The organism is Streptomyces sp. XY006 (assembly GCF_002237655.1).
Taxonomy (GTDB): domain Bacteria; phylum Actinomycetota; class Actinomycetes; order Streptomycetales; family Streptomycetaceae; genus Streptomyces; species Streptomyces levis.
In genome coordinates this window covers 83,021-106,583 of record NZ_NOKT01000028.1, presented here as the reverse complement: position 1 = coordinate 106,583, position 23,563 = coordinate 83,021, and the positions used below count along the sequence as shown (strand labels likewise).

Sequence of the window (23,563 nt, the reverse complement as noted above, 5' to 3'; positions counted from 1 at the left end):
CAGGAGCTGGTGGCCCGCCAGCTGGACGAGCAGATAGTCGGCCGGTTCCCGGTCGGCAAGCGCCTGCGGGTGCTGGACGTGGGGATGGGCCAGGGCACGCAGGCGCTGCGGCTGGCCCGGGCCGGGCACCAGGTGACCGGTCTGGAGCAGGACGCGACGATGATCGCCGCGGCCCGGGAGTCCCTCGCCGGGGAACCGGAGGGCATCCGGGAGCGGATGCGGATCATCGAGGGGGACGGCCGGGACACCGGCGTGCACTTCCTGCCCGGCAGTTTCGACGTGGTGCTCTGCCACGGCGTGCTGATGTACGTCGAGGAGCCCGACCCGCTGCTGGCGGGTCTGGCCCGGATGCTCGCGCCGGGCGGGCTGCTGTCGCTCCTCGTGCGCAACGGGGACGCGCTCGCGCTGCGGCCGGGGCTGTCCGGCGACTGGGCGGGCGCGCTGGCCGCGTTCGACACGGTCTCCTACCGCAACCGGCTGGGACTCGACGTGCGCGCCGACCGGCTGAAGGACCTCACGGCGACCCTCGCGGGGATCGGGGCGCCGCTGCACGCCTGGTACGGGGTGCGGGTGTTCACCGACACGGCGGCGGACGGCGCCGGGGTCCCGGAGGACGTCGAGACGCTCCTCGCGGTGGAGGAGCGGGCCGGGCGGACGGATCCGTACCGCGGGGTGGCGGCGCTGCTGCACCTGTGCGGCGTACGGGGCTGATCGCACCGGCGTTCCGGACGAACGGGGGGGTGGGCGAGGGCCGTCGGCCGGCCCCCGCCCCCGGCTCACGCCTCGGCCTCGGCCTCCGCCTCGTGCAGGCTCATCGGGCCGTAGATCTCCGTGGTGTCCTCGAACAGCCGCACCTGGTCGGTGCCGCCCTCCTTCAGCGCCTTCCAGTGCTCCCCGATCCAGGACTCGGCGTCCCCTTGCGTGGGGAAATCCTCCAGCGGCACCGCGGGCTCGACCTCCGTCCCGTCGGTCTTCTCGAACCGCCACGTCCATGCCGCCATGTACGCCTCCCATGTGTGTGAGCACACTGCACAGCGAAAAGCCGGATCTCGGTCCGGCTCCTGATCCGAGCCTATGCGCTCCACGGGGTGGGGCGGGACAGGTGGCCGGGTGTGCGGACGGTCCGGTGGCCGGGCCGGTGCGGGTCGTGCGGGCCGGTCGCGCGGTTCCCCGCGCCCCTTCGGGGACACCGCCGACACGCGTGTCACAGGGCCACGGGTGAGAATCGGGGCGTGGAACTGACTCTGCTCGGCACCGGTGCACCCGCGGGACTTCCCCGCCCCGACTGTCCCTGCGCGGTCTGCGCGGCCGCTGTGGGCCCGGACGCGCGGGCGGCCACCGCGCTGCTCCTGGACGGGGTGCTGCTGCTCGACCTGACGCCCGGGGCGGCGTTCGCCGCGGCGCGCGCGGGCCGTTCGCTGACCGGCGTACGGCAGGTGCTGCTGTCGCATCCGCACGACGGCCCGGCGGTGGAGGTGCCGGCGGGGCTGCCGCAGCCGGGGCGGGTGCCCGACGGACGGGAGCTGACGCTGCTGACCGGGCACCGGGTGCGGGCCGTGGCGCTGGACGCGCCGGGCACGGGGTACGCGGTGAGCGGGCCGGAGGGGCAGCGGCTGCTGTATCTGCCGCCGGGCGGGGCGCCGGCGGGCCTGGAGGAGCCGGCCGAGCCGTACGACATGGTGCTCCTGGACGTCGTGGGGCGGCCGGACGCGCTGGCGAAGCTGCGGGCCGTCGGGGCGGTCGGGCCGACGACGGACGTGGTCGCCGTGCACCTGGACCACGACGTGCCGCCGGGCCCCGAACTCGGGCGGCGGCTCGCGGCGGCCGGGGCGCGGGCCGTGCCGGACGGGGCGACGCTGGCGGTCGGGGCGTACGAGGACGTGCCGGACGTGCCGCGCCGGACGCTGGTGCTGGGCGGGGCGCGGTCGGGGAAGTCGGTGGAGGCCGAGCGGCGTCTCGCGGCGTTCCCGGACGTGCTGTACGTGGCGACGGGCGGGTCGCGCAACGGGGACACGGAGTGGTCGGCGCGGGTCTCCGCGCACCGGGAGCGGCGGCCCGGCTCGTGGCAGACGGTGGAGACCTGTGATCTGGTGCCGCTGCTGGAGGCGGAGGGGCCGCCGCTGCTCGTCGACTGTCTGTCGCTGTGGCTGACGGACGCGATGGACGCGGCCGGGGCGTGGGACGACGCGGTGTGGGCGGAGCGGGGCGAGAAGGTGCTGCGGGAGCGGGTGCGGGAGCTGACCGAGGCGGTGCGGGCCACGCGCCGGACGGTGGTCGCCGTGTCCAACGAGGTGGGGTCGGGGATCGTGCCCGCGACGGCGTCCGGCCGGCGGTACCGGGACGAACTCGGGCGGCTGAACGCGGGGTTCGCGGACGAGTGCGAGCACGTGCTCCTGGTCGTGGCGGGGCAGGCCCTGGTGCTGAAGCGCTGACGGGCCCGGACCCCGCGCTCAGGGGGCCGCGCGGGCGATCAGCCGGTAGGCGTTGGCGAAGCGGGTGCGGCGGGCCACCGGCGCGATGAGGTGGTCGGCCGTCGCCGCCAGGGCGACCAGGGGCATGCCCGCGCGCAGCAGCACCTCACGGGCGTGGCGGTGGACCGGGGGCGGCGGGATCGCTCGCCAGGGCGTGTCGGGTGCCGGCAGGGCGTGGGAGAGGGACAGGGCCAGGGCTCCGGAGAGGTCGTGCGGGACGTGGGTGGGGCGGTGGTCCACGGTGACGATCGTGCATCCGGCCGCCTCCAGTTCGGCCCGCAGGTTCCTCGGGGGGATCAGGTGGAGGTGGCGCGGCTGGTCGTAGGCGAGCCACCAGCGGCCCAGGAGTGCGGCGAAGACGCTGTGGGGGTTCAGGGTCTCGACCAGGAGGTGGCCGCCGGGGCGCAGGACGCTCAGGGCCGCGTGGAGTTCGGCTCGCGGGTCCGGCGTGCCCTCCAGGTGGTGGAGCATGCTGACCACGTCGTAGCGGCCGCGCAGCGGTGAGGCGATCCGGGGGTCCGTCAGACGGCCGACGTGGGCCTCCTCGACGCGGTCGGCCGAGCGGGCGCGGACCACGCGGGGGGTGGTGTCCAGGCCGTCGAACGCGGTGTAGGGGAAGAACTCGCGGGCGGTCGCCGGGAAGCGCGCGTGGCCCGTGCCGACGTCCAACCAGCTCTCCGGTTCCCCGAAGCGCCGCATCGCGCGGGCGGCCGAGCGGTGCCGTGCGCGGCTGCCGCGCAGGGCGAGCAGCCCGTCGCTGGCCGGGTCCCGCGGTGCGCCGCGCACGGTCCGGTGGTGCAGGGCGAGGCCCTCGGCGGTCAGGCGGGGGTTCTGGAAGGTGTGGCCGCAGTCCCGGCACTCGTCGACGGTGAAGCTGCCGGGCTTGTACTGCCGCAGGTCACCGGTGCGCAGCCGGTTGCGCAGCCGGGCGGAACCGCACCAGGGGCAGTCGTCGCGGCGCGGTTCGTGGACCCGTGCGGTGGCGTGCGGGGCGTGGGCTGCGGACGGGGCGGAGGGGGCGGGACGGGCGGGCATGGGCGGCTCCCGGGCGCGAGGGCGTACGCGGGGACGTGCGGCGGGGGCCGGGGACGACCCGTACGCACGACAATCCGCTGCAAACCGGAACGTATGGGATGCCGATCCCGGGTGCAACGACGTCGTCCCGGCGGTGTGGTGATGTGGCGCCGTGCTGTTCGATCGGTGCCGGTACTGTTCGGCGAATGAGCTCGCTTAATCTCGACGACTTCACCGATCTGATCGAGCGTCCGGACGGCGGGATCCGCCGTGACGCCGAGGCGCGCCGGGAGCGACAGGTCGTGCCGCCCGGGTCGCTGGGGCGCCTCGACGAACTGGGTGAGTGGCTCGCGGCGGCGCAGTCGGCCGTGCCCGTGCGGCCGGTCGAGCAGCCGCGGGTGGTGCTCTTCGCCGGTGACCACGGCGTCGCCGAGCTGGGCGTCTCGGCACGGCCGGCGGGCAGTGCCGCGGAGTTGGTGCGCGAGGTGCTGGAGGGCGGCCGGCCGGTGTCGGTGCTGGCGCGCCGGCTGGGCGTGCCGGTGCGGATCGTCGACATGGCCCTGGACTGCGACCCCGAGGCCCTGCCCGCCGACGTCGTACGGCACCGGGTGCGGCGCGGCAGCGGGCGGATCGACATCGAGGACGCGCTGACGGCACAGGAGGCCGAGGCGGCGTTCCGGGCCGGGGTCGCGGTGGCGGACGAGGAGGCCGACTCGGGTACGGACCTGATCGTCCTCGGCGATGTGAGCGTCGGCGGGACGACGGCGGCGGGTGTGCTGGTCGGGGCGCTGTGCGGGGTCGACGCGTCGGTCGTGACCGGGCGCGGCGGGCTGGCCATCGACGACCTGGCGTGGATGCGCAAGTGCGCGGCGATCCGGGACGCGCTGCGCCGGGCCCGGCCGGTGCTCGGGGACCAGCTGCAGCTGCTGGCGGCGGTGGGCGGCGCCGACCTGGCGGCGATGACGGGCTTTCTGCTGCAGTGCGCGGTGCGGAAGCTGCCCGTGGTGCTGGACGGGGTCGTGACGGCGGCGTGCGCGCTGGTCGGGCAGCGGATCGCGTTCCGCGCGCCGGACTGGTGGCTGGCCGCGCACGACAGCGGCGAGCCCGGGCAGGCGAAGGCCCTGGACCGGATGGCCCTGGAGCCGCTCCTCACCCACGGGGTGACGGTCGGCGAGGCCACGGGCGGCCTCCTGGCCCTGCCCCTGATCCAGTCGGCCGCCGCCCTGGCGGCGGAACTCCCGGAAAAGCCCGAGGACTCGGAGACCCCGGAGCCTCCGACGGAGACCGGGGACCCGACGGCGACCGAGGGACCGGCCGGGGCAGTGGGGCCGACGGGGGAGGCGAACTAGCCGGGAAGCGAGCACGGGCGGGGCCGGACAGACCAGAGACCCCGGGCAGGCCGGCAGGGCCGGACAGGCCGCAGGGCCGGTGCGGGCCCAGGGTCCGGACAGGCCGCGGGGCCCGGCCGGCATCGGGGCCAGGCCGGCATCTGGCCGGGCAGGCATCTGGCCGGGCAGGCATCGGCGGAGGTGTCCCGGGCAGCCGGTGGCACGGCCGGCCGACGCGGCCCGGCGGAACGGCTTGGCGCGGCAGGGCGGTCGCCCGGGGGCCGGTGGCTCGGCTGGTCCGGCCCGACGGAGTCGAAACGGCTCGGCGCGGCCCGGCGTCCGGGGCGGTCGCCCGGGCGCCGGTGGCGCGGTCGGTCCAGCCCGGCTCGGCAGAGCGTACGCGGCCCGGCCGCCGACGTGGTCGCCCGGTGTCAGCCCTCTCGACAGCCGCCTCACTCACGCTCGGGTCAACTTCCCTGGCCTCCGGAAGGTCTAGGCACACGGTGTCGGCTTGACTGGCCGCAGGCATCCGCTGTCGCACGGACGGGGACGACCCGATGAACACGCTCGCCCGCTGGGCCCGGGCCGAATGGGGGCCGTTGCTCGCGGCGGTGCGGGGCCCGTTGCGGGAGCGGCGGTGGCGGGCCGTGCCGTTGGCCGTCGGGGCCGTGTGCCTCACGGCCGTGCTGCACGCCGTGCACCGTCAGGCGTGGGGCCACCAGTTCGTGGAGAACGTGGGGGCCGTGCGCGCCGGGGACCCGTTGTGGCTCGCGCTGCTGCGCACGCCGCTGTCGCTGTTCGTGCCTGCGCTGGACCTGCCGGTCTGGGGTGCGCTGGCCCAGATCCTGCTGGTGTTCGGCCTCGCCGAGCTCAGCCTGGGGCGGTGGCGCACGCTCGCCCTGGCCTACGCCGCCACCCTCGCGGGCACGCTCTACGCACGGCTGGGCATCCGGCTCGGCCCGGACTCGCCGCTGGGGCTGCCCGCCTCCGACCAGTGGGTCGTGGACACGGGGCCGTCCGCGGCGGTCGTCGGCCTCGCGGTGTTCCTGGGCCGGCGCCACCACGCGTACGTCACCGCCTCGGTGGTGATCCTGGCGATGGTGGCCGAGGTGGCCGTGAAGGAGAACCTCGCCGGCAAGGAGCACCTCGCGGCGATCACGGCCGTCCTGGTGCTGTGCGCGCTCGGCGAGCTGCGCCGGTGGCGTCAGCGGCGTTCCAGGGACCGGGCCGGCTCCGGGTCGGGCGCGCCGCCGATCCAGTCCTGGAAGGCCCGCCGGGGACCCACCCAGCGGCGGTCGTGGTGGTAGGCCCGCAGCCCGGCCTTGGCCCGCGCCTTGGGGCGGTTGCGGTAGAAGCGCTTGGCCCACGGCGAGGTCGGCCGGGCCAGCCGCACGGCGGCGATCAGGGCGACCAGCGGGACGACCAGGCCCACGAGCGCAAGGCGGAGCTTGCCCTTGAACAGGGCGACGAGGGCGAAGGCGAAGTTCACCAGGACGTTGGCGAGGACGGTGGCGCGGTTCTGCTGCTGGTCCTCGGAGAGGTCGTCGACGCCCAGCGGCGAGAAGCCGATCAGCAGCAGCCCGACCAGGGAGGCCGTGAGCACGACCATCTCCACGCTCTTGCGGCCGTCGGGGGTCCAGTAGACGTCCGCCAGGTGCAGGATCAGGGCGAACTCGTCCAGCACGAGACCGGCGCCGATGCCGAAGATCACCGCGGCCAGGCAGGAGCCGAAGCCGTGCTGACCGCCCGCGACCGCGCCGAAGCCGCCGATGAGCGTGAGGATGACGCCGGGGACGACGTGGTGGACGTGGACGCCGCCGCTGCCGCTGATGTTGCGGAAGGGGCCCTTGCCCGCCCTGATGAGGCGGGTGATCATCCGGGTGATCACGAAGGTCACGACGAAGGCGACGAGGGCCAGGAGCAGCGGAAGCTTGCCGGGTTCGATGATGTTCCGCTCCAGCCATCCCATATGTGAACTTTATCCTCGGCCCCCGTCTCCGCTCTCCTGACCGGCCGGTAGCCTGCGCCGGTGACCGGAACCTCGCCCCTCGACGGTGTCCGCTTCGCCTTCGGCACGCTCACGGTGTTCCCGGTCCGGGTGACGCGGTGGGACCGGGAGGCGGCGCGCGCCGGCATGCTGTGCGCGCCGCTAGCCGGTCTGGCGGTCGGTGCCGCGGCAGCCGCCGTCGGTCTGGTGCTGCTGCTCCTCGGCGCGGGCGCGCCGCTCGCCGCCGTGGCCGGCGTCGCCGTGCCGGCCGTGCTCACCCGGGGGCTCCATCTGGACGGGCTCGCGGACACCGCCGACGGGCTGGGCAGCGGGAAGCCCGCCGAGGACGCGCTGCGGATCATGAAACAGTCGGACATCGGCCCGTTCGGCGTCGTCACCCTCGTCCTGGTCCTGCTGGCGCAGGTCGCCGCGCTCGCCCAGGCCTACGAGGCCTCCTGGGCCCGGGGCGCGTGCGCCGCCGTCGTCTCCGCGGCCGTCGCCCGGCTGGCCCTGACGCTGGCGGCCCGGGCCGGGGTGCCGGCGGCGCGGCCGGAGGGGCTGGGGGCGGCCGTCGCGGGCGTGGTGCCGGTGCGGGCGGCGCTCGGTGCCGCGGCCGCCGTCACGGCGGTGGCGGCGGTCGCGGCCGGTGCCCTCCTCGGGGCGGACGAGGCGGCTCGTACCGCGCTCGCCGTGCTCCTGCCCCTCGCCGCCGCCGAGGCGCTGCTGCGGCACTGCACGCGGCGGTTCGGCGGGGTGACCGGGGACGTGTTCGGCGGGCTCGCGGAGACGGCCGCGACGACGTCCCTGCTCGTGCTGGCGCTGGGCTGACCGGCATCCCGCGCCCGCCCGGGCACCGGGCTCAGCACGCCTGCCGCCAGGCCCCCAGTTCGTACTTCTTGAGCAGCGAACTCAGCTTCAGCCGGCGGGACTCGGCGCAGAAGCGGCCGGTGGGCACCTCGTACTCCACGTGGAAGACCGCCTTGCCCGCCGCGGTGAACGGCTTCAGCGCCCCGCACTCGCCGTACTGGGCGCACTGTTCGTTGACCGCGAAGTCGAAGTCGCCGACGAGTTCCGGGATCTGGTCGAGGTCGTTCTTCAGCCCGACGGCCAGGCCCCGGTCGTGGGCCAGGCGGGCGATGAGGCGGTTGTAGCGGAGCTGGTCGGCGGCCGTGAGCGGGAAGCCCGTGTCGTTGCGGTAGCCGTCCATGTTGTCGGGCTCGACGGCGTCGAAGCCCTTGTCGCGGCACATGTCGATACGGGCCGCCATGAGCGGTTCCAGGACCTCGGTGCGGCGGATGTCGAGCCAGCGCTCGCCCCGCCAGCCGTTGCCCCGGCCGAGGACGGCCTTCGGGAACTTCCCCGCGTCCGGGCGGAACTCCTCCCAGGCGCCCGTCGACAGGTAGCAGATGACCTTGCGGCCGTCGTCGTGCAGTTCGGCGACCGTCTCCGCGGAGTGGTCGAAGCCGTCGATGTCGTAGACCGGTACGTCGACGGAGGTGTCCAGGCGACCGCTGAGCTGCCACTGCCAGGCGGTGCCGGGGCGGGGCTGCCAGCGGGGGCCGGGCTTGTCGTCGGGGGCCTGGGTGCAGCCCGCCAGCAGCAGGAGCAGCAGCACGACGGGCAACAGCGGGCGTCTCACGAGGTGTTCTCCAGGGTGTACGGCAGGGTGCCCCAAGGATGATCCCCGGTTCCGGGCACCGCGCAGTGCACCTCCGGCCTCGAAGGTGACCAGGACGTCGGCGACGCGGGCGTAGCAGGGGTGCGGTGCCGTGCCGTGGTCGAGGACGAGGGTGGCGCAGCCGACGCCCCGGGCCGCGACGGCGAGCCGCCGGCAGTGCGCGAACTCCTCGGCCGCCGTGCCGTACAGGGCGCGGTGAGCAGGGCGCTCACCGGATCCCGACGAGTGTGACCCGGTTCACCGGTGTGAGGGATCAGGAAATGGCCACTACGCCACCGACAGGTGAACGACCGCAGGAATGAGCGAACGGGGCCACGCGCGTAGTCTCGTCGTCGAGTGTTCGCCGCACCGGGAAAGGCCCCGTGAGACCCGCTCCGCGAGGTCCGCATAGGGTCGGCTGTCGGGCCCGGTCGACCCACACCGTTCGACCAACGCAACTTCACATCGGAAGCGAGATTTCACCACCGTGACTGCTCTCACTCTCAGCACCGCCGCGGCGCCCGGTCTGCGGGCCGACGCGATCGTGATCGGTGTCGCCAAGGGAGCCAAGGGGCCGGTCGTCGCACCGGGCGCCGAGGCCGTGGACAAGGCGTACGACGGCAGGCTCGCCGGCGTCCTGGAGACGCTCGGCGCCTCCGGTGCCGAGGGCGAGGTGACGAAGCTGCCGGCGCCGTCCGGCTTCAAGGCACCGCTCGTGCTGGCGGTGGGCCTGGGCGCGGTGCCCGAGCAGGACGCCGGCTACGACGCCGAGGCGCTGCGCAAGGCCGCGGGTGTCGCGGCCCGCACCCTGTCCGGCGCCCGGAAGGCCGCCTTCGCCCTGCCGGTGGCCGAGGCCGCCGACGCCGGTGCGATCGGGGAGGGCGCGCTGCTCGGCGCGTACTCCTTCGACGCGTACAAGGAGAACGGCAAGGACCCCAAGGCGAAGAACGGCAAGGCGCCGCTCGCCGAGGTCGCCCTGCTCGGCGGCAAGCCCCGCGACAAGGCGTACAAGGCCGCGGTCGAGCGCGCCGTCGCCGTCGCCGAGGAGCTCAACCGCGCCCGCGACCTGGTCAACACCCCGCCGAACGACCTGAACCCCGAGTCGTTCGCCGCGATCGCCCAGGCCGCGGCCAAGGAGCACGGCATCAAGGTGCAGGTGCTCGACGAGAAGGCCCTGGTCAAGGGCGGCTACGGCGGCATCCTCGGGGTCGGCGCCGGCTCGGCGGCCGGACCGCGCCTGGTGAAGCTGTCGTACACCTCGTCCAAGGCGAAGAAGCACCTCGCCTTCGTCGGCAAGGGCATCACGTACGACTCGGGCGGCATCTCGCTGAAGCCGGCCGGCCACAACGAGACGATGAAGTGCGACATGAGCGGCGCGGCCTCGGTGTTCGCCGCGGTCGTCGCCGCCGCGCGGCTCGGCCTGGAGGTCAACGTCACCGGCTGGCTGGCCCTGGCCGAGAACATGCCGTCGGGCTCGGCGACCCGTCCGGGTGACGTGCTGCGGATGTACAGCGGCAAGACGGTGGAGGTGCTCAACACGGACGCCGAGGGCCGGCTGGTGCTGGCGGACGCGCTGTGGGCGGCCTCGCAGGAGAAGCCGGACGCGATCGTGGACGTGGCGACGCTGACCGGGGCGATGGTGCTGGCGCTCGGCAACCGGACCTTCGGGATCATGGGCAACGACGACGCGTTCCGCACGGCGCTGTACGAGGTGGCGGAGGAGGTCGGCGAGCCGGCGTGGCCGATGCCGTTGCCGGAGCACCTGCGCAAGGGCATGGACTCGCCGACGGCCGACATCGCGAACATGGGCGAGCGGATGGGCGGCGGACTGGTCGCCGGTCTGTTCCTGCGCGAGTTCGTCGGCGACGGCATCACCTGGGCGCACCTCGACATCGCGGGTCCGGCCTTCAACGAGGGCGGGCCGTTCGGCTACACGCCCAAGGGCGGCACGGGCAGCGGCGTGCGGACGCTGGTGCGGCTGGCGGAGCTGACGGCTGCGGGCGAGCTGGGCTGACCTCCGCCCGAGAGCCCGGTCTCGCCGGTGGCGCGGCGCGTGCGGGGGCGTGGGGGCTGGTCGCGCAGTTCCCCGCGCCCCTGCCGGGGCGCTGGTCGCGCCCGCGCGCGGAGCCGCAGATCAACACAGCCCCGCCCCTGCCGGGGCGCGGCTCATCTGAACGTGGGGCGTCTCACACAGCAGCCCGGCGTCTCCTTGTGTGCCGACAAGTGCGAAGATGGGGCTCGGCAGGACAGGGCCCCACCGAAGGGCCGAAGAACGAGCGGCCGGACACCAGCCGCCTGCCGGTCGGAGAAGACCGGCTCACGGCGCACATGCATGGAGGACGTGACGTGGCGAACGACGCCAGCACCGTTTTCGACCTAGTGATCCTCGGCGGTGGCAGCGGTGGTTACGCCGCGGCCCTGCGCGGGGCGCAGCTGGGCCTGGACGTCGCCCTGATCGAGAAGGACAAGGTCGGCGGCACCTGCCTGCACCGGGGATGCATCCCCACCAAGGCCCTGCTGCACGCGGGCGAGATCGCCGACCAGGCCCGCGAAAGCGAGCAGTTCGGTGTCAAGGCCACCCTCGAGGGCATCGACATCGCCGGTGTCCACAAGTACAAGGACGGCGTGGTCGCGGGCCTGTACAAGGGCCTGCAGGGTCTGATCGCCTCCCGGAAGGTGACCTACATCGAGGGTGAGGGCCGGCTGTCCTCCCCCACCTCCGTCGACGTGAACGGCCGCCGCGTGGAGGGCCGCCACGTCCTGCTCGCGACCGGCTCCGTGCCGAAGTCGCTGCCGGGCCTGGACATCGACGGCGACCGGATCATCTCCTCCGACCACGCCCTCGTCCTGGACCGCGTGCCGAAGTCCGCGATCATCCTGGGCGGCGGCGTCATCGGCGTCGAGTTCGCCTCCGCGTGGAAGTCCTTCGGTACCGACGTCACCATCGTCGAGGGTCTGAAGCACCTCGTCCCGGTCGAGGACGAGAACAGCTCCAAGCTGCTGGAGCGCGCCTTCCGCAAGCGCGGCATCAAGTTCAACCTGGGCACCTTCTTCGAGAAGGCCGAGTACACCCAGGACGGCGTCAAGGTCACCCTCGCCGACGGCAAGCAGTTCGAGGCCGAGATCCTGCTCGTCGCCATCGGCCGCGGCCCGGTCTCCCAGGGCCTGGGCTACGAGGAGCAGGGCGTCGCCATGGACCGCGGCTACGTCCTGGTCGACGAGTACATGCGCACGAACGTGCCGACCATCTCCGCCGTCGGTGACCTGGTCCCGACCCTCCAGCTCGCGCACGTCGGCTTCGCCGAGGGCATCCTGGTGGCGGAGCGCCTGGCCGGTCTGAAGACCGTCCCGATCGACTACGACGGTGTCCCGCGGGTGACGTACTGCCACCCCGAGGTCGCCTCCGTCGGCATCACCGAGGCCAAGGCCAAGGAGATCTACGGCGCGGACAAGGTCGTCGCTCTGAAGTACAACCTCGCGGGCAACGGCAGGAGCAAGATCCTGAACACCGCGGGCGAGATCAAGCTCGTCCAGGTCAAGGACGGTGCCGTGGTCGGCGTCCACATGGTCGGCGACCGCATGGGCGAGCAGGTCGGCGAAGCCCAGCTGATCTACAACTGGGAGGCGCTGCCCGCCGAGGTCGCGCAGCTGATCCACGCCCACCCGACGCAGAACGAGGCGCTCGGCGAGGCCCACCTGGCCCTGGCCGGCAAGCCCCTCCACGCGCACGACTGACCCCTCGGTCGACGAACGCGACGACAGACTTCCGCACTTTCCGTAAGGAGCAACCGAAACCATGGCGGTTTCCGTAACCCTTCCGGCGCTCGGCGAGAGCGTCACCGAGGGCACCGTCACCCGCTGGCTGAAGGCCGAGGGTGAGCGCGTCGAGGCCGACGAGCCGCTGCTCGAGGTCTCCACCGACAAGGTCGACACCGAGATCCCCTCCCCCGCCTCCGGCGTGCTGTCCTCCATCAAGGTCGCCGAGGACGAGACGGTCGAGGTCGGCGCCGAGCTGGCCCTGATCGACGACGGCAGCGGCGCGCCCGCCGCCGAGCAGGCCCCGCAGGCCGAGCAGGTCGCCGAGCCCGCTCCGGAGCCGGCCCCGGCCGCCCCCTCCACCGAGCAGGCCGCCCCGGCGCCCGCCCCGACGGCCGACGCCGCCGCCGGCGGCGGCTCCGCCCAGGGCACGGACGTCGTCCTGCCCGCGCTCGGCGAGTCCGTCACCGAGGGCACCGTCACCCGCTGGCTGAAGTCGGTCGGCGACACGGTCGAGGCCGACGAGCCGCTGCTGGAGGTGTCGACGGACAAGGTCGACACCGAGATCCCCGCCCCGGCCTCCGGCACCCTGCTGGAGATCGTGGTGGGCGAGGACGAGACCGCCGAGGTGGGCGCCAAGCTCGCCGTCATCGGCGAGGCGGGTGCCGCTCCGGCCGCCGCCCCCGCGCAGGAGGCCCCGGCCGCCCCGGCCCAGCCCGAGCCCGCTCCGGCTCCGGCTCCGGCTCCGGCTCCGGCGCAGCCCGCCCCGGCGCAGCCCGCCCCGGCGCAGCAGGCCCCGGCCCCGCAGGCGCCGTCGGCTCCGGCCCCGCAGCAGCAGGTCACCCCGGCTCCCGAGCCGGCCCCGGCCGCTCCGGTGCCCGCCCCGGCTCCGGCCCAGGCCCCGGCCGCTCCGGCCGCCGCCAAGCCGGCCGACGACGGTGCCTACGTCACCCCGCTGGTGCGCAAGCTCGCCGCCGAGCAGGGCGTCGACCTGTCCACCGTCAAGGGCACGGGCGTCGGCGGCCGCATCCGCAAGCAGGACGTCGTCGCCGCCGCCGAGGCCGCGAAGGCCGCCGCCGCTGCCCCGGCTCCGGCCGCCGCCGCTCCGGCCGCCGCGAAGCAGGCCCCCACGCTGGAGGCGTCCCCGCTGCGCGGCCAGACCGTGAAGATGCCGCGGATCCGCAAGGTCATCGGCGACAACATGGTCAAGGCCCTGCACGAGCAGGCCCAGCTGTCCTCGGTCGTCGAGGTCGACGTCACCCGCCTGATGAAGCTGCGCGCCCGTGCCAAGGACGCGTTCGCGGCCCGTGAGGGCGTCAAGCTCTCCCCGATGCCGTTCTTCGTCAAGGCCGCGGCCCAGGCGCTGAAGGCCCACGCGCCGATCAACGCCCGGATCAACGAGGCCGAGGGGACCATCACCTACTTCGACACCGAGAACATCGGTATCGCGGTGGACTCCGAGAAGGGCCTGATGACCCCGGTCATCAAGAACGCCGGCGACCTCAACCTGGCCGGCATCGCCAAGGCCACGGCGGAGCTCGCGGGCAAGGTCCGGGCCAGCAAGATCACCCCGGACGAGCTGTCCGGCGCGACCTTCACCATCTCCAACACCGGGTCGCGCGGCGCGCTCTTCGACACGATCATCGTGCCGCCGGGCCAGGTCGCCATCCTCGGCATCGGCGCCACGGTCAAGCGTCCGGCCGTCATCGACACCGAGGACGGCCCCGTCATCGGCGTCCGCGACATGACGTACCTGACCCTGTCCTACGACCACCGCCTGGTGGACGGCGCCGACGCCGCCCGCTACCTGACGGCGGTCAAGGCCATCCTGGAGGCCGGCGAGTTCGAGGTCGAGCTCGGCCTCTGACCTCCGGTTCCACGGCTGTACGGTGCCCCGTTCGGATGTCCCGAGCGGGGCACCGTCGTACCCGAGGGGCGCGGGGCCGTGACATGTGCGGCTCCGCCGCGTGGGCGCGACGAGCCACGGACGACGGGCAGTCGCCCACGCGCGGAGCAGCCCGGGCCGCCAGGTGCCACACACACCATGTGCAACATGTCTCACCTGCGTGCAAGCACGCTCGTCGGCCCCACCCGCGGAGCGAACCGGCCGTATTGTCTAAGCGTCGATCCCGACCGAGGAGCCCTCAATGACCGCGCCCGTCATCCACTCGCTGCGCGAGCAGATCCGCGAGCACATCCTGGAGGGCATCATCAGCGGCCGCTGGCAGCCGGGCGAGCGGATCGTGGAGCGCCGGATCGCGACCGAGCTGGAGGTCAGCCAGACCCCGGTCCGCGAGGCCCTGCGCGAACTGGAGTCGCTGCGCCTGATCGAGTCCGCCCCGAACAAGGGCGTGCGCGTGCGCAACCTGACGGCCGCCGACCTGGAGGAGAGCTACCCGGTCCGGGCCGGTCTGGAGGCCATCGCGGCGGAGCTGGCGGCCCGCTCCCTCGCGGAGGACTGCTCGGCGCTGGAACCGCACGTCAGCGCCCTGTACGAGGCCGACCGCATGTCCGACGGCACGGCCCAGGTCCGGCACACCGTCGCCTTCCACCGCGAGCTGGTCCGCGCCGCCGGGAACTCCGTGCTGCTGCACACCTGGGAGGGCCTGGGCATCGAGGTGTTCACGGCCCTGTCCATCCGCTGGCTGGGCACGCGGCAGCAGTCGTACGCGGAGGAGCACGAGGAGCTGGTGGCCGCCTTCAAGCGCCGCGACCCCCGGATCGCGGAACTCGTGAAGGCGCACGTGCTGGGCTGCGCGCCCCGGGCGTGACACCCGAGCGCCACCCCGCTCAAACGCCTCCGACCTGCGAAAATCACGCCGAAATCCGTCACCGCGTGCCATCGTCGGAGGCACCGCGTGCCTACTTTCTCGTGATCAAGAGGTTTTCCCCCTCAACCCTTTGATCGATCATCGATCAGGGAGTTACAGTCGCCGACGGGCTTGCCACCCGAGCCCCAGCCCTGTCCTGCCAAAGACCAAGGGCACCCCCGATCCCCTTACGTGAGGGAACCCCCTTCGACTGAGGAAGGCGGCGACATGACCGACCCCAACGCCATCCAGCCGAGCGAGCTCGACCAGCTCCCCGACCGGGACCCGGAGGAGACCGCCGAATGGCAGGCCTCCCTGGACGCGGTCGCCAAGGCAGCCGGGCCGCACCGTGCCGCGTACCTGATGCGCCGCACGCTGGAGCGCGCCGAGGGCGCCGGCATCGCGCTGCCGAAGCTCCTCGAGACCGACTACGTCAACTCCATCCCGACCTCCGCCGAGCCGGACGTGCCCGGTGACGAGGCGATGGAGCAGCGGATCACCGCGTGGAACCGCTGGAACGCGGCCGCGATGGTGACCCGGGGCAGCAAGTACGGCGTCGGCGGCCACATCGCCACCTTCGCCTCCGCCGCCTGGCTCTACGAGACCGGCTTCAACCACTTCTTCAAGGGCAAAGAGGCCGACGGCTCCGGCGACCAGCTCTACATCCAGGGCCACGCCTCCCCCGGCATCTACGCCCGCGCGTTCCTCGACGGCCGGCTCAGCGAGGAGCAGCTCGACAACTTCCGCCGCGAGGCGGGGGGCAACGGCCTGCCCTCCTACCCGCACCCGCGCCGCCTGCCCTGGCTGTGGGAGTTCCCGACGGTCTCCATGGGCCTCGGCCCGCTGTCGGCCATCTACCAGGCGCGCTTCAACCGCTACCTGACCAACCGCGGCATCAAGGACACCTCCGCCTCGCACGTGTGGGCGTTCCTCGGCGACGGCGAGATGGACGAGCCCGAGTCGACGGCGGCCCTGGCGCTGGCGGCCCGTGAGGAGCTCGACAACCTCACCTTCGTCATCAACTGCAACCTGCAGCGCCTGGACGGCCCGGTCCGCGCCAACTTCAAGATCGTGCAGGAGCTGGAGGCCCAGTTCCGCGGCGCCGGCTGGAACGTGATCAAGACGCTGTGGGGCACGGCCTGGGACGAGCTGTTCCAGCTCGACACCACGGGCGCGCTCGTACGCCGGCTGCGCCAGGTACCGGACGCGCAGATCCAGACGTACCAGACGCGCGACGCGGCCTACATCCGCCAGGACTTCTTCGGCGCCGACCCGGCGCTGGTGGAGCTGGCGAAGCTGCTGAGCGACGACAAGATCCTCGAGTGTTTCCACTTCTCGCGCGGTGGTCACGAGGCGCGCAAGGTGTACGCCGCGTACAAGGCCGCCGTCGAGCACAAGGGCGCGCCGACCGTGATCCTGGCCCAGACGGTCAAGGGCCACACCCTCGGCGAGGGCTTCGCGTCGAAGAACGCCAACCACCAGATGAAGAAGCTCTCGGTGGACGAGTTCAAGAACATGCGCGACCTGCTCGGCCTGCCGATCAAGGACAGCGACTTCGTCGACGGCGTGGTCCCCTACGGCCACCCGGGCGCCGACTCCCCCGAGGTCCGCTACCTCCAGGAGCGGCGTGCCGCCCTCGGCGGTCCGGCCCCGGCCCGGCGCGTGCACCCGGTCGCCCCGCTGCCCGCCCCCGCGGAGAAGGCGTTCGCCTCCTTCGACAAGGGCTCCGGCTCGCAGAACGTGGCCACCACCATGGCGTTCGTCCGCCTGGTCAAGGACCTGGTCCGCGACAAGGAGACCGGCAAGCGCTGGGTGCCGATCGTCCCCGACGAGGCGCGCACCTTCGGCATGGAGTCGCTGTTCCCCTCGCTCGGCATCTACTCGCCCAAGGGCCAGACGTACGAGCCGGTCGACCGCGACCAGCTGATGTACTACAAGGAGGCCAAGAACGGCCAGATCCTCAACGAGGGGATCACCGAGGCCGGTTCGATGGCCGACTTCATCGCCGCGTCGACGTCGTACGCGACGCACGGCGAGACGATGATCCCGTTCTACATCTTCTACTCGATGTTCGGCTGGCAGCGCACGGCCGACCAGATGTGGCAGCTCGGCGACCAGCTCGGCCGCGGCTTCCTCGTCGGCGCCACGGCCGGCCGCACCACGCTCACCGGTGAGGGCCTGCAGCACGCCGACGGCCACTCCCCGGTCATCGCCGCGACCAACCCGGCGGCCCTGACGTACGACCCGGCGTTCGCCTACGAGGTCGCGGCCATCGTCAAGGAGGGTCTGCGCCGGATGTACGGCGAGGCCGCCCCGGGCGAGGACCAGGACGTCTTCTACTACCTGACCGTCTACAACGAGCCGCTGCCGCAGCCGGCGAAGCCGTCCGTCGCCGGGATCGACGAGGGCATCGTCAAGGGCCTGTACCGCTTCAACACGGCGGAGTCGGCGGGCGTGACCGTGCCGGCGAACGCCCCGCGGATCCAGCTGCTCGGCTCCGGCACGGCCATCCACTGGGCGCTCAAGGCGCAGCAGCTGCTCGCCGACGAGTGGGGCGTGGCGGCCGACGTGTGGTCGGCGACGTCCTGGAGCGAGCTGCGCCGGGACGCCCTGGAGGCGGACGAGGCTGGCTTGCGCGGCGAGGAGCGGGTGCCGTTCGTGCGGCAGGCGCTGCAGGGCGCCGAGGGCCCGGTGCTGGCGGTCTCCGACTACATGCGCCAGGTCCCGGACCAGATCGCGCAGTGGGTCGAGCAGGACTGGTCCTCGCTGGGCGCCGACGGCTTCGGCCTGTCGGACACCCGCGAGGCGGCCCGCCGCCACTTCGGGGTCGACGCCGAGTCCATCGTCGTCGCGGCCCTGGCCCAGCTCGCCAAGCGCGGCGAGGTCAAGGCCGCGTCCGTGAAGGAAGCGCGCGAGAAGTACGGTCTGTGAGTCCTCCCCCGGACTCGGACCGTTGATCGGCAGGCCCCCGCCCCGGCGGGGGCCTGCTGCATGATGTGGCCATGCGCGCTGCCCGGCTGATCAAGATGGTGTTGCTGCTCCAGTCCCGGCCCTCCATGACGGCCGCCGAGCTCGCCGAGGAGCTGGAGGTGTCGGAGCGGACCGTGACGCGGGACGCGCAGGCACTGTCGGAAGCGGGTGTGCCGGTGTACGCGGACCGGGGCCGGGCCGGTGGCTACCGGCTGGTCGGCGGGTACCGGACGCGGCTGACCGGGCTGCACCGCGGCGAGGCCGAGGCGCTGTTCCTGTCCGGGGTGCCGGGGGCGCTGCGCGAGATGGGCCTGGAGGACGCGGCCTCGGCGGCCCGGCTGAAGGTCTCGGCGGCGCTGCTGCCGTCGCTGCGGGACGCGTCCCGGACGGCGGCGCAGCGCTTCCACCTGGACGCCCCGAACTGGTTCAAGGAGCCGAAGACGCCCGCGCTGCTGCCGGCGGTCGCGGACGCGGTGTGGGACGACCGGCGGATCAGCGCCCGCTACCGGCGCGGCGAGGAGGAGGTCTCCCGGGAGCTGGAGCCGTACGGGCTCGTGCTGAAGGCCGGTGTCTGGTACCTGTGCGCGCGGGTGGCCGGGGGCGCGTCCTTCCGGGTGTACCGGATCGACCGGTTCACGGCGGTGGAGCCGGGCGTGGAGCGCTTCGAGCGGGAGCCGGAGTTCGACCTGCCCGCGTTCTGGGAGGAGCGGGCGGAGCAGTTCGCGCGGTCCATCCTGCGCGCGCGGGTCGTGGTGCGTCTCTCCCCCGAGGGGGTGCGCCGGCTGCCGTACGCGCTGGACTCGCTGTCGGCCCGGGAGGCCCTGGCGGAGGCGGGCGCGCCGGACGGCGACGGATGGGTGACGGTGGATCTGCCGGTGGAGTCCGAGGAGGTCGCCCACACCCAGCTGACGGCGCTGGGCCCGGAGGCCGAGGTGCTGGCGCCCGAGGGGCTGCGCCGGCGGTTCTCGGCGGACGCGGCGCGGCTGGCCCGCCTCTACCGTCCCGAGGGCGGCGCATAACGATCCCGCGCACTCCGGGTGCGCCCCTGTGCCCCAGGGCCGATGCTTGACCCGTGATGGACGAGACGGAGTTCTGGGAGCTGGTGGACGACGCCCGGGAGGCCGCCGAGGGCGACCCGGAGGAGCAGGCGGACCTGCTCGTGGAGCGGCTCGCCCGGCTGGATCCGGACTCGGTCCTGGACTTCGCCCGGCACTTCGAGTCCCGTTACAACCGCGCCTACCGCTGGGACCTGTGGGGCGCCGCGTGGGTGCTGCTCGACGGGGCCAGCGACGACGCCTTCGACTTCTTCCGGTGCTGGCTGATCGGCCAGGGCCGGGAGGTCTTCGAGGGCGCCCTGCACGACCCGGACGGGCTCGCCGACCTCCTCGGGGACTTCGACGAGGAGATCGACGGCGACGGCGAGGAGCTGGGCTACGCGGCCGACGAGGCCTACGAGCAGCTCACCGGCGTGGTCGCACCCGATCTGGAGCTCCCGCCCCCGCCGGCCGAGCCGGAGGGCACCCCGCTGGACTTCGAGAACGAGCGCCTGCTGGCGGAGCGCTATCCCCGGCTCTGGGAGCGCTTCAGGGGCTGATCAGGCGCCCCGGCGGCGGCCGGGGCCGGGCTGTCCGCTCGGCCCGCACCGCGTGATGCAGCGGGGCCGCGTTGGCCCGGCCGAGCGCGGAGGCGGTCACCGCGGCGGGTCCCAGGACGACGGACAGGACCGCGCCGAACACCGCCCACGGGCTGCGGGCCCGGCCCCGCGTGCGCGCCCGGGCGTCCCGCGTACCGCTGCTGCTGTTCAAGGTCCCCACCTCCGGTCGGCTGTCCGAGGGGACGACGGTACGGGGCCCGGTTGTGACGACACCGCGCGTTCGCTGTGGCCCTCCTGTGCGGGGCCGGGCCGGCCCTGGAGCCGGGCGGCGAGCTGCCGGATCTCGGGCAGGCGGGCGTGCAGGGCGGCGCCCGGGCAGGAGGTCATGTACCCGTCGTTGTGGCCGGCCACGGCGGGCAGCCTGGCGGTGGTGCCGGCCGCGTAGCGGCTCAGCCCGTTGCTGGAGACCAGGCGGACGCCGGCCCGCGGGTCGGTGCCGGTCAGGCCCAGCTTCCAGGCGGAGAGCGCGGCGATGGCGTGGATCATGGCCCGGGGCACGGGCAGGCCCGCGGTGAAGGTGCCGAGGGCGGCGATGCCGGTGGTGCGGTGGTTGAAGCCCTGGGTGTGCGCGCCGGTGACGGCCCGTTCGACGCCTCCGGCGCGGCCCTCGTAGATGGTGCCGCAGCGGTCGACGACGAAGTTGTAGCCGATGTCGTCCCAGTCCCGGCTGCCGGTCTGCCCGGTGTAGAGGCCCCGGATGATGCGGGGCGCGTCGGCGCAGTCGTAGCCGTTGGGCGAGTCGGTGTGGTGGACGAAGACGGCGGCGACCCGGTCGTCGTAGCGCGGGCGGGGCTGGTCGCGGGCGGCGTCGCCCAGCCAGTGCGAGCGCGGCACGATGGGCGGCCGCGGGGCGGTGTACGGCGTGGCGGCGGAGCGGGCCGGGGTGGCGCGGGCGGAGGTCTCGGCGGCGTTCTCCACGCCGTGGGCGCACAGCACCAGCGCGGCGACGGCGGCCACGCCCGGCACGCAGCCGAGCGCCACGCGGGCCGCGCGCGGCATACCCGCCGTGCCGGGTGTCCCGGCGGCGCGGCGTCCCCGCGCACCCCGCCGCCCTCGGAAGACACGCATGGTCCCACTGTCGGCCCGATCCGGTCCGTCCGCGATGTGTGATGTGCCACCCGGTGGAACCATCGTCACGGTCCGCGACGTTTCTCCGGGTGCACGCGCGCGTGACCGGTTCCGGTCATCCGTGCGCGGGTGACTGATCACCGGGCCCTTCCCCCACGTACTAGAGGGTTCCGAGAGAAAGGCGGCGTTGCGTGGACCTGCTCGACATCCTGCTGTTGCTGGTCGTCCTGGCCTACGCGGCGTCCGGGTACCGGCGCGGGCTGGTGGCCGGCTGTGTGTCGCTGGCGGGCTTCGTGGGCGGCGCGGCCGTCGGCGTGTGGATCCTGCCGTGGGTCATGGACTCGGTGGAGCCGGGGACGACGCGGGCGACGGTGACGGCGGTGTTCACGGTGCTGCTGCCGGCGGTGGTGGGTCACGAGCTGGCGGGGCGCCTGGCGCTGCGGCTGCGGCGGGAGCTGGACCGGGGGCCGCTGAGGGTGGCGGACGGGATCGGCGGGGCCGTGGCCAACGCGGTCGCCGTGCTGATCGTGGCGTGGGTGGCCGCGAGCGTCCTGGGCGCCTCCTCGTCACCGCTGGTCACCTCGGCGATCCGGGACTCCCGGCTGCTCGGCGCGGTGCAGCGGACGATGCCGGACACCACTCCGGCCTGGTTCTCGGAAGCCACCTCGGCACTGACCCAGGCGGGTTTCCCGCAGGTCTTCAACCCGTTCGAGAACGAGTCGACGGCCGAGGTCGCCAAGCCCACCGGCGACAGTGTCACGGCGGCCGCCACCGAGGCCGCCAAGCGGAGCACGGTGAAGGTCGAGGGCGTCGCGGGCACCCAGGGCCGCGAGGGCAGCGGCTTCGTGTACGCGCGCGAGCACGTGATGACCAACGCGCACGTGGTGGCCGGCATCGACGAGCCGACCGTGCAGATCGGCGGGGTCGGGCGGACGTACGAGGCGCGGGTGGTGCTCTTCGACCCGCAGAAGGACGTGGCCGTGCTGTACGTGCCGGGCCTGAAGGCGCCGGTGCTCCGGTTCGACGACGACGCCGAGCGCGGCGATTCGGCGGTGGTGGCGGGCTATCCGGAGGACGGCGACCTGAACCTCCAGGCGGCGACGGTCGCGAACCGGGTGCGGGCGACGGGCCAGAACATCTACAACGACGGGACGGCCGTGCGCGAGATCTACTCGATCCGCTCCACGGTCCGCCCCGGCAACTCCGGCGGCCCCCTGCTGACCACGGACGGCCGGGTGTTCGGCGTGGTCTTCGCCCGCTCCACCTCCGACGCCGAGACGGGCTACGTGCTGACGGCGGACGAGGTGGCCTCCGCCGCCGAGCGCGCGGCCGGCGCGACGGCGCCGGTGGACACGGGCGAGCCGGCACAGTCCTAGGGCACGGTCGCCGGGCTCAGAGGAAGCGGCCCATGAACACGTCGTCGACGTACGCGCCGTCGAGGAAGAACTCCTCGGGCAGGACTCCCTCCACGGCGAACCCCTCGGACGCGTAGAGCGCGCGGGCCGGAGCGTTGTGTGCCAGGACGCGCAGGGTGAGGCGCCGCGCCCCCTGCCGCCGGGCCTCCTGGCCCGCCGCCCGCAGCAGGGCCCGGGCGACGCCCTGCCCCCGTGCCTCCTCGGCGACGGCCAGCCCGCGGATCATCCGGACGTGGGCGTTGCAGGCGAGCGGCGTCGCCGTGCCCAGCCGCAGATAGCCGGCGAGGGTTCCGCCGAGTTCGGCGACGAGGCACTCCGCCGCCGGGCCCCGCTCGCTGAAGAACGGCCCGTACGGCGGCTCGGGGCGGGGCTGGACGGCGTGCAGCGGAGACCAGGTGGCTCGGTCGAGCCGCCCCAGGGCGTCGTCGTCCTCGGGGCGTGCGGGGCGTATGTGCGCAGTCGGCATGGGGGCACGTTACGTCGGGCGCATGCTCCGCCGACGGGGGTTTTTCCCCGTGGGCGGGCAAGATTGAGCCATGCGACGCATCGCGGTGACCGGCGCTTCCGGTCTCATCGGCAGCGCCCTGGTGCGGTCCCTGACCGCGGACGGGCACGAAGTGGTGCGCCTGGTGCGCCGTACGCCCCGCACGGAGGACGAGGTCCGGTGGGACCCGGAGGGCGGGCGCGCGGACGCGGCCGGGCTCGCCGGCTGCCACGCGGTGGTGAATCTGGCGGGGGCCGGGGTGGGCAACCGCCGCTGGACCGACGCCTACAAGCAGCGCATCCGCGACAGCCGGGTGAACGGCACGGCGGCGCTCGCCCGGGCGGTCGCCTCACTGGACGACGCGGACCGGCCACGGGTCCTCGTCAACGGCAGTGCCATCGGCTACTACGGCGAGACCGGGGACCGGGCGGTGGACGAGGACGCGCCTCCCGGGACGGGCTTCCTGCCCGAGCTCTGCGTGGAGTGGGAGGCGGCGGCGGAGCCCGCCCGTCAGGCCGGGGTCCGCACGGTGTTCACCCGGACCGGCCTGGTCGTCTCCCGCCACGGCGGGGCGTGGGGGCGGCTGTTCCCGCTCTTCCAGGCGGGCCTCGGCGGGCGGATGGGCGACGGGCGGCAGTACTGGTCGTTCGTCGCGCTGCACGACGAGGTCGCCGCGATCCGGCATCTGATCGACACCGACGGGCTGTCGGGGCCGTTCAACCTCACCGCGCCGAACCCGCTGACGAACGGTGAGATCACGGCGGCGATGGGGCGGGTGCTGCGCCGGCCGACGCTGTTCGCCGTGCCCGCGCCCGTGCTGCGGTCGGTGCTCGGCGAGATGGCCGGGGACGTCCTGGGCAGCGCCCGGGTCCTGCCGACGCGGCTGCTGGAGTCGGGTTTCCGGTTCGCGTTCCCGGACATCGAGGGGGCGATCCGGGCGGCTCTGTGA

The 23,563-nt window shown here is 74.0% G+C and carries 21 protein-coding genes; 14 read left to right on the top strand and 7 right to left on the bottom strand.

Annotated features, from left to right (window positions below):
- Positions 1-9: 9 nt before the first annotated feature.
- A complete protein-coding gene (locus CHR28_RS28715; RefSeq protein ID WP_094056614.1) occupies positions 10-711 on the top strand; it encodes a class I SAM-dependent methyltransferase in 702 nt (233 codons plus the stop codon).
- A 65-nt stretch (positions 712-776) separates the two neighbouring features.
- On the opposite strand, the gene CHR28_RS28710 is transcribed toward CHR28_RS28715, so the two are convergent.
- Entirely contained in the window at positions 777-1,001 is a 225-nt protein-coding gene (locus CHR28_RS28710; protein ID WP_094056613.1) for a hypothetical protein, read from the bottom strand.
- Between the two features lie 231 nt (positions 1,002-1,232).
- On the opposite strand from CHR28_RS28710, the gene CHR28_RS28705 reads away from it, so the two are divergent.
- On the top strand, positions 1,233-2,432 hold the full coding sequence (locus CHR28_RS28705) for a bifunctional adenosylcobinamide kinase/adenosylcobinamide-phosphate guanylyltransferase (protein WP_094056612.1): 1,200 nt from the start codon (positions 1,233-1,235) through the stop codon (positions 2,430-2,432).
- 18 nt (positions 2,433-2,450) lie between these two features.
- Here the strand turns inward: CHR28_RS28705 and CHR28_RS28700 are convergent, their stop codons facing one another.
- Positions 2,451-3,506: a class I SAM-dependent methyltransferase gene (locus CHR28_RS28700; RefSeq protein WP_094056611.1), complete on the bottom strand. Its 1,056-nt coding sequence runs from the start codon at positions 3,504-3,506 to the stop codon at positions 2,451-2,453.
- 185 nt (positions 3,507-3,691) lie between these two features.
- Between CHR28_RS28700 and cobT the strand changes: the two genes are divergently transcribed.
- Together cobT and CHR28_RS37870 are read left to right on the top strand one after the other, a co-directional pair.
- The gene (cobT, locus tag CHR28_RS28695) at positions 3,692-4,834 is read left to right on the top strand and encodes a nicotinate-nucleotide--dimethylbenzimidazole phosphoribosyltransferase (protein WP_094056610.1); all 1,143 of its coding nucleotides are present in this window, start codon (positions 3,692-3,694) and stop codon (positions 4,832-4,834) included.
- 536 nt (positions 4,835-5,370) lie between these two features.
- Entirely contained in the window at positions 5,371-6,120 is a 750-nt protein-coding gene (locus CHR28_RS37870; RefSeq protein WP_179272592.1) for a hypothetical protein, read from the top strand.
- Here the strand turns inward: CHR28_RS37870 and CHR28_RS28685 are convergent.
- The gene (locus CHR28_RS28685) at positions 6,018-6,782 is read right to left on the bottom strand and encodes a hypothetical protein (RefSeq protein WP_094056609.1); all 765 of its coding nucleotides are present in this window, start codon (positions 6,780-6,782) and stop codon (positions 6,018-6,020) included. The two genes, CHR28_RS37870 and CHR28_RS28685, sit on opposite strands and share 103 nt — an antisense overlap.
- Positions 6,783-6,842: 60 nt before the next feature.
- Between CHR28_RS28685 and CHR28_RS28680 the strand changes: the two genes are divergently transcribed.
- The gene (locus CHR28_RS28680) at positions 6,843-7,628 is read left to right on the top strand and encodes an adenosylcobinamide-GDP ribazoletransferase (RefSeq protein WP_094056608.1); all 786 of its coding nucleotides are present in this window, start codon (positions 6,843-6,845) and stop codon (positions 7,626-7,628) included.
- Between the two features lie 31 nt (positions 7,629-7,659).
- Here CHR28_RS28680 and CHR28_RS28675 read toward each other — a convergent pair whose 3' ends face one another.
- Entirely contained in the window at positions 7,660-8,439 is a 780-nt protein-coding gene (locus CHR28_RS28675) for an endo alpha-1,4 polygalactosaminidase (RefSeq protein ID WP_094056607.1), read from the bottom strand.
- 505 nt (positions 8,440-8,944) lie between these two features.
- Here CHR28_RS28675 and CHR28_RS28665 point away from each other — a divergent pair.
- The 7 genes from CHR28_RS28665 to CHR28_RS28635 all read left to right on the top strand — a co-directional run bounded on the left by CHR28_RS28665 (position 8,945) and on the right by CHR28_RS28635 (position 19,587).
- The gene (locus CHR28_RS28665; RefSeq protein WP_094056606.1) at positions 8,945-10,471 is read left to right on the top strand and encodes a leucyl aminopeptidase; all 1,527 of its coding nucleotides are present in this window, start codon (positions 8,945-8,947) and stop codon (positions 10,469-10,471) included.
- Positions 10,472-10,803: 332 nt separating this feature from the next.
- Positions 10,804-12,192 carry a dihydrolipoyl dehydrogenase gene (gene lpdA, locus CHR28_RS28660; protein ID WP_094056605.1) on the top strand — a complete coding sequence of 463 codons (1,389 nt, stop codon included), beginning with the start codon at positions 10,804-10,806 and terminating at the stop codon, positions 12,190-12,192.
- Between the two features lie 61 nt (positions 12,193-12,253).
- Complete coding sequence (gene sucB, locus CHR28_RS28655) at positions 12,254-14,080, top strand: 2-oxoglutarate dehydrogenase, E2 component, dihydrolipoamide succinyltransferase (RefSeq protein ID WP_094056604.1); 1,827 nt, start codon at positions 12,254-12,256, stop codon at positions 14,078-14,080.
- A 280-nt stretch (positions 14,081-14,360) separates the two neighbouring features.
- Positions 14,361-14,984 carry a GntR family transcriptional regulator gene (locus CHR28_RS28650; protein WP_094056603.1) on the top strand — a complete coding sequence of 208 codons (624 nt, stop codon included), beginning with the start codon at positions 14,361-14,363 and terminating at the stop codon, positions 14,982-14,984.
- Positions 14,985-15,251: 267 nt separating this feature from the next.
- On the top strand, positions 15,252-17,954 hold the full coding sequence (gene aceE, locus CHR28_RS28645) for a pyruvate dehydrogenase (acetyl-transferring), homodimeric type (protein ID WP_094056602.1): 2,703 nt from the start codon (positions 15,252-15,254) through the stop codon (positions 17,952-17,954).
- A gap of 71 nt (positions 17,955-18,025) precedes the next feature.
- Entirely contained in the window at positions 18,026-19,012 is a 987-nt protein-coding gene (locus tag CHR28_RS28640) for a helix-turn-helix transcriptional regulator (protein WP_094056601.1), read from the top strand.
- Positions 19,013-19,068: 56 nt separating this feature from the next.
- Positions 19,069-19,587, top strand: a complete 519-nt coding sequence (locus tag CHR28_RS28635) for a DUF4240 domain-containing protein (protein WP_094056600.1) — start codon at positions 19,069-19,071, stop codon at positions 19,585-19,587.
- On the opposite strand, the gene CHR28_RS28630 is transcribed toward CHR28_RS28635, so the two are convergent.
- Both CHR28_RS28630 and CHR28_RS28625 read right to left on the bottom strand, forming a co-directional pair.
- On the bottom strand, positions 19,577-19,807 hold the full coding sequence (locus CHR28_RS28630; protein WP_373453396.1) for a hypothetical protein: 231 nt from the start codon (positions 19,805-19,807) through the stop codon (positions 19,577-19,579). The two genes, CHR28_RS28635 and CHR28_RS28630, sit on opposite strands and share 11 nt — an antisense overlap.
- Positions 19,795-20,646: a peptidoglycan recognition protein family protein gene (locus CHR28_RS28625; protein WP_256984462.1), complete on the bottom strand. Its 852-nt coding sequence runs from the start codon at positions 20,644-20,646 to the stop codon at positions 19,795-19,797. Before CHR28_RS28625 ends, CHR28_RS28630 begins: the two co-directional genes overlap by 13 nt.
- A 260-nt stretch (positions 20,647-20,906) precedes the next feature.
- On the opposite strand from CHR28_RS28625, the gene CHR28_RS28620 reads away from it, so the two are divergent.
- A complete protein-coding gene (locus CHR28_RS28620; RefSeq protein ID WP_094056597.1) occupies positions 20,907-22,091 on the top strand; it encodes a MarP family serine protease in 1,185 nt (394 codons plus the stop codon).
- Between the two features lie 16 nt (positions 22,092-22,107).
- Here the strand turns inward: CHR28_RS28620 and CHR28_RS28615 are convergent, their stop codons facing one another.
- Positions 22,108-22,596 (bottom strand): GNAT family N-acetyltransferase, encoded by a 489-nt coding sequence (locus tag CHR28_RS28615; protein WP_094056596.1) that lies wholly within the window; start codon positions 22,594-22,596, stop codon positions 22,108-22,110.
- Positions 22,597-22,666: 70 nt separating this feature from the next.
- Here CHR28_RS28615 and CHR28_RS28610 point away from each other — a divergent pair, with 70 nt between their 5' ends.
- On the top strand, positions 22,667-23,563 hold the full coding sequence (locus CHR28_RS28610) for a TIGR01777 family oxidoreductase (RefSeq protein WP_179272591.1): 897 nt from the start codon (positions 22,667-22,669) through the stop codon (positions 23,561-23,563).

Bases quoted from the DNA above. Each gene is read 5' to 3' on its own strand.
- CHR28_RS28710 (WP_094056613.1), bottom strand. From the start codon at position 1,001: ATGGCGGCATGGACGTGGCGGTTCGAGAAGACCGACGGGACGGAGGTC.
- CHR28_RS28700 (WP_094056611.1), bottom strand. From the start codon at position 3,506: ATGCCCGCCCGTCCCGCCCCCTCCGCCCCGTCCGCAGCCCACGCCCCG.
- cobT (WP_094056610.1), top strand. From the start codon at position 3,692: ATGAGCTCGCTTAATCTCGACGACTTCACCGATCTGATCGAGCGTCCG.
- CHR28_RS37870 (WP_179272592.1), top strand. From the start codon at position 5,371: ATGAACACGCTCGCCCGCTGGGCCCGGGCCGAATGGGGGCCGTTGCTC.
- CHR28_RS28685 (WP_094056609.1), bottom strand. From the start codon at position 6,782: ATGGGATGGCTGGAGCGGAACATCATCGAACCCGGCAAGCTTCCGCTG.
- sucB (WP_094056604.1), top strand. From the start codon at position 12,254: ATGGCGGTTTCCGTAACCCTTCCGGCGCTCGGCGAGAGCGTCACCGAG.
- CHR28_RS28650 (WP_094056603.1), top strand. From the start codon at position 14,361: ATGACCGCGCCCGTCATCCACTCGCTGCGCGAGCAGATCCGCGAGCAC.
- aceE (WP_094056602.1), top strand. From the start codon at position 15,252: ATGACCGACCCCAACGCCATCCAGCCGAGCGAGCTCGACCAGCTCCCC.
- CHR28_RS28640 (WP_094056601.1), top strand. From the start codon at position 18,026: ATGCGCGCTGCCCGGCTGATCAAGATGGTGTTGCTGCTCCAGTCCCGG.
- CHR28_RS28635 (WP_094056600.1), top strand. From the start codon at position 19,069: ATGGACGAGACGGAGTTCTGGGAGCTGGTGGACGACGCCCGGGAGGCC.
- CHR28_RS28625 (WP_256984462.1), bottom strand. From the start codon at position 20,646: ATGCCGCGCGCGGCCCGCGTGGCGCTCGGCTGCGTGCCGGGCGTGGCC.
- CHR28_RS28615 (WP_094056596.1), bottom strand. From the start codon at position 22,596: ATGCCGACTGCGCACATACGCCCCGCACGCCCCGAGGACGACGACGCC.
- CHR28_RS28610 (WP_179272591.1), top strand. From the start codon at position 22,667: ATGCGACGCATCGCGGTGACCGGCGCTTCCGGTCTCATCGGCAGCGCC.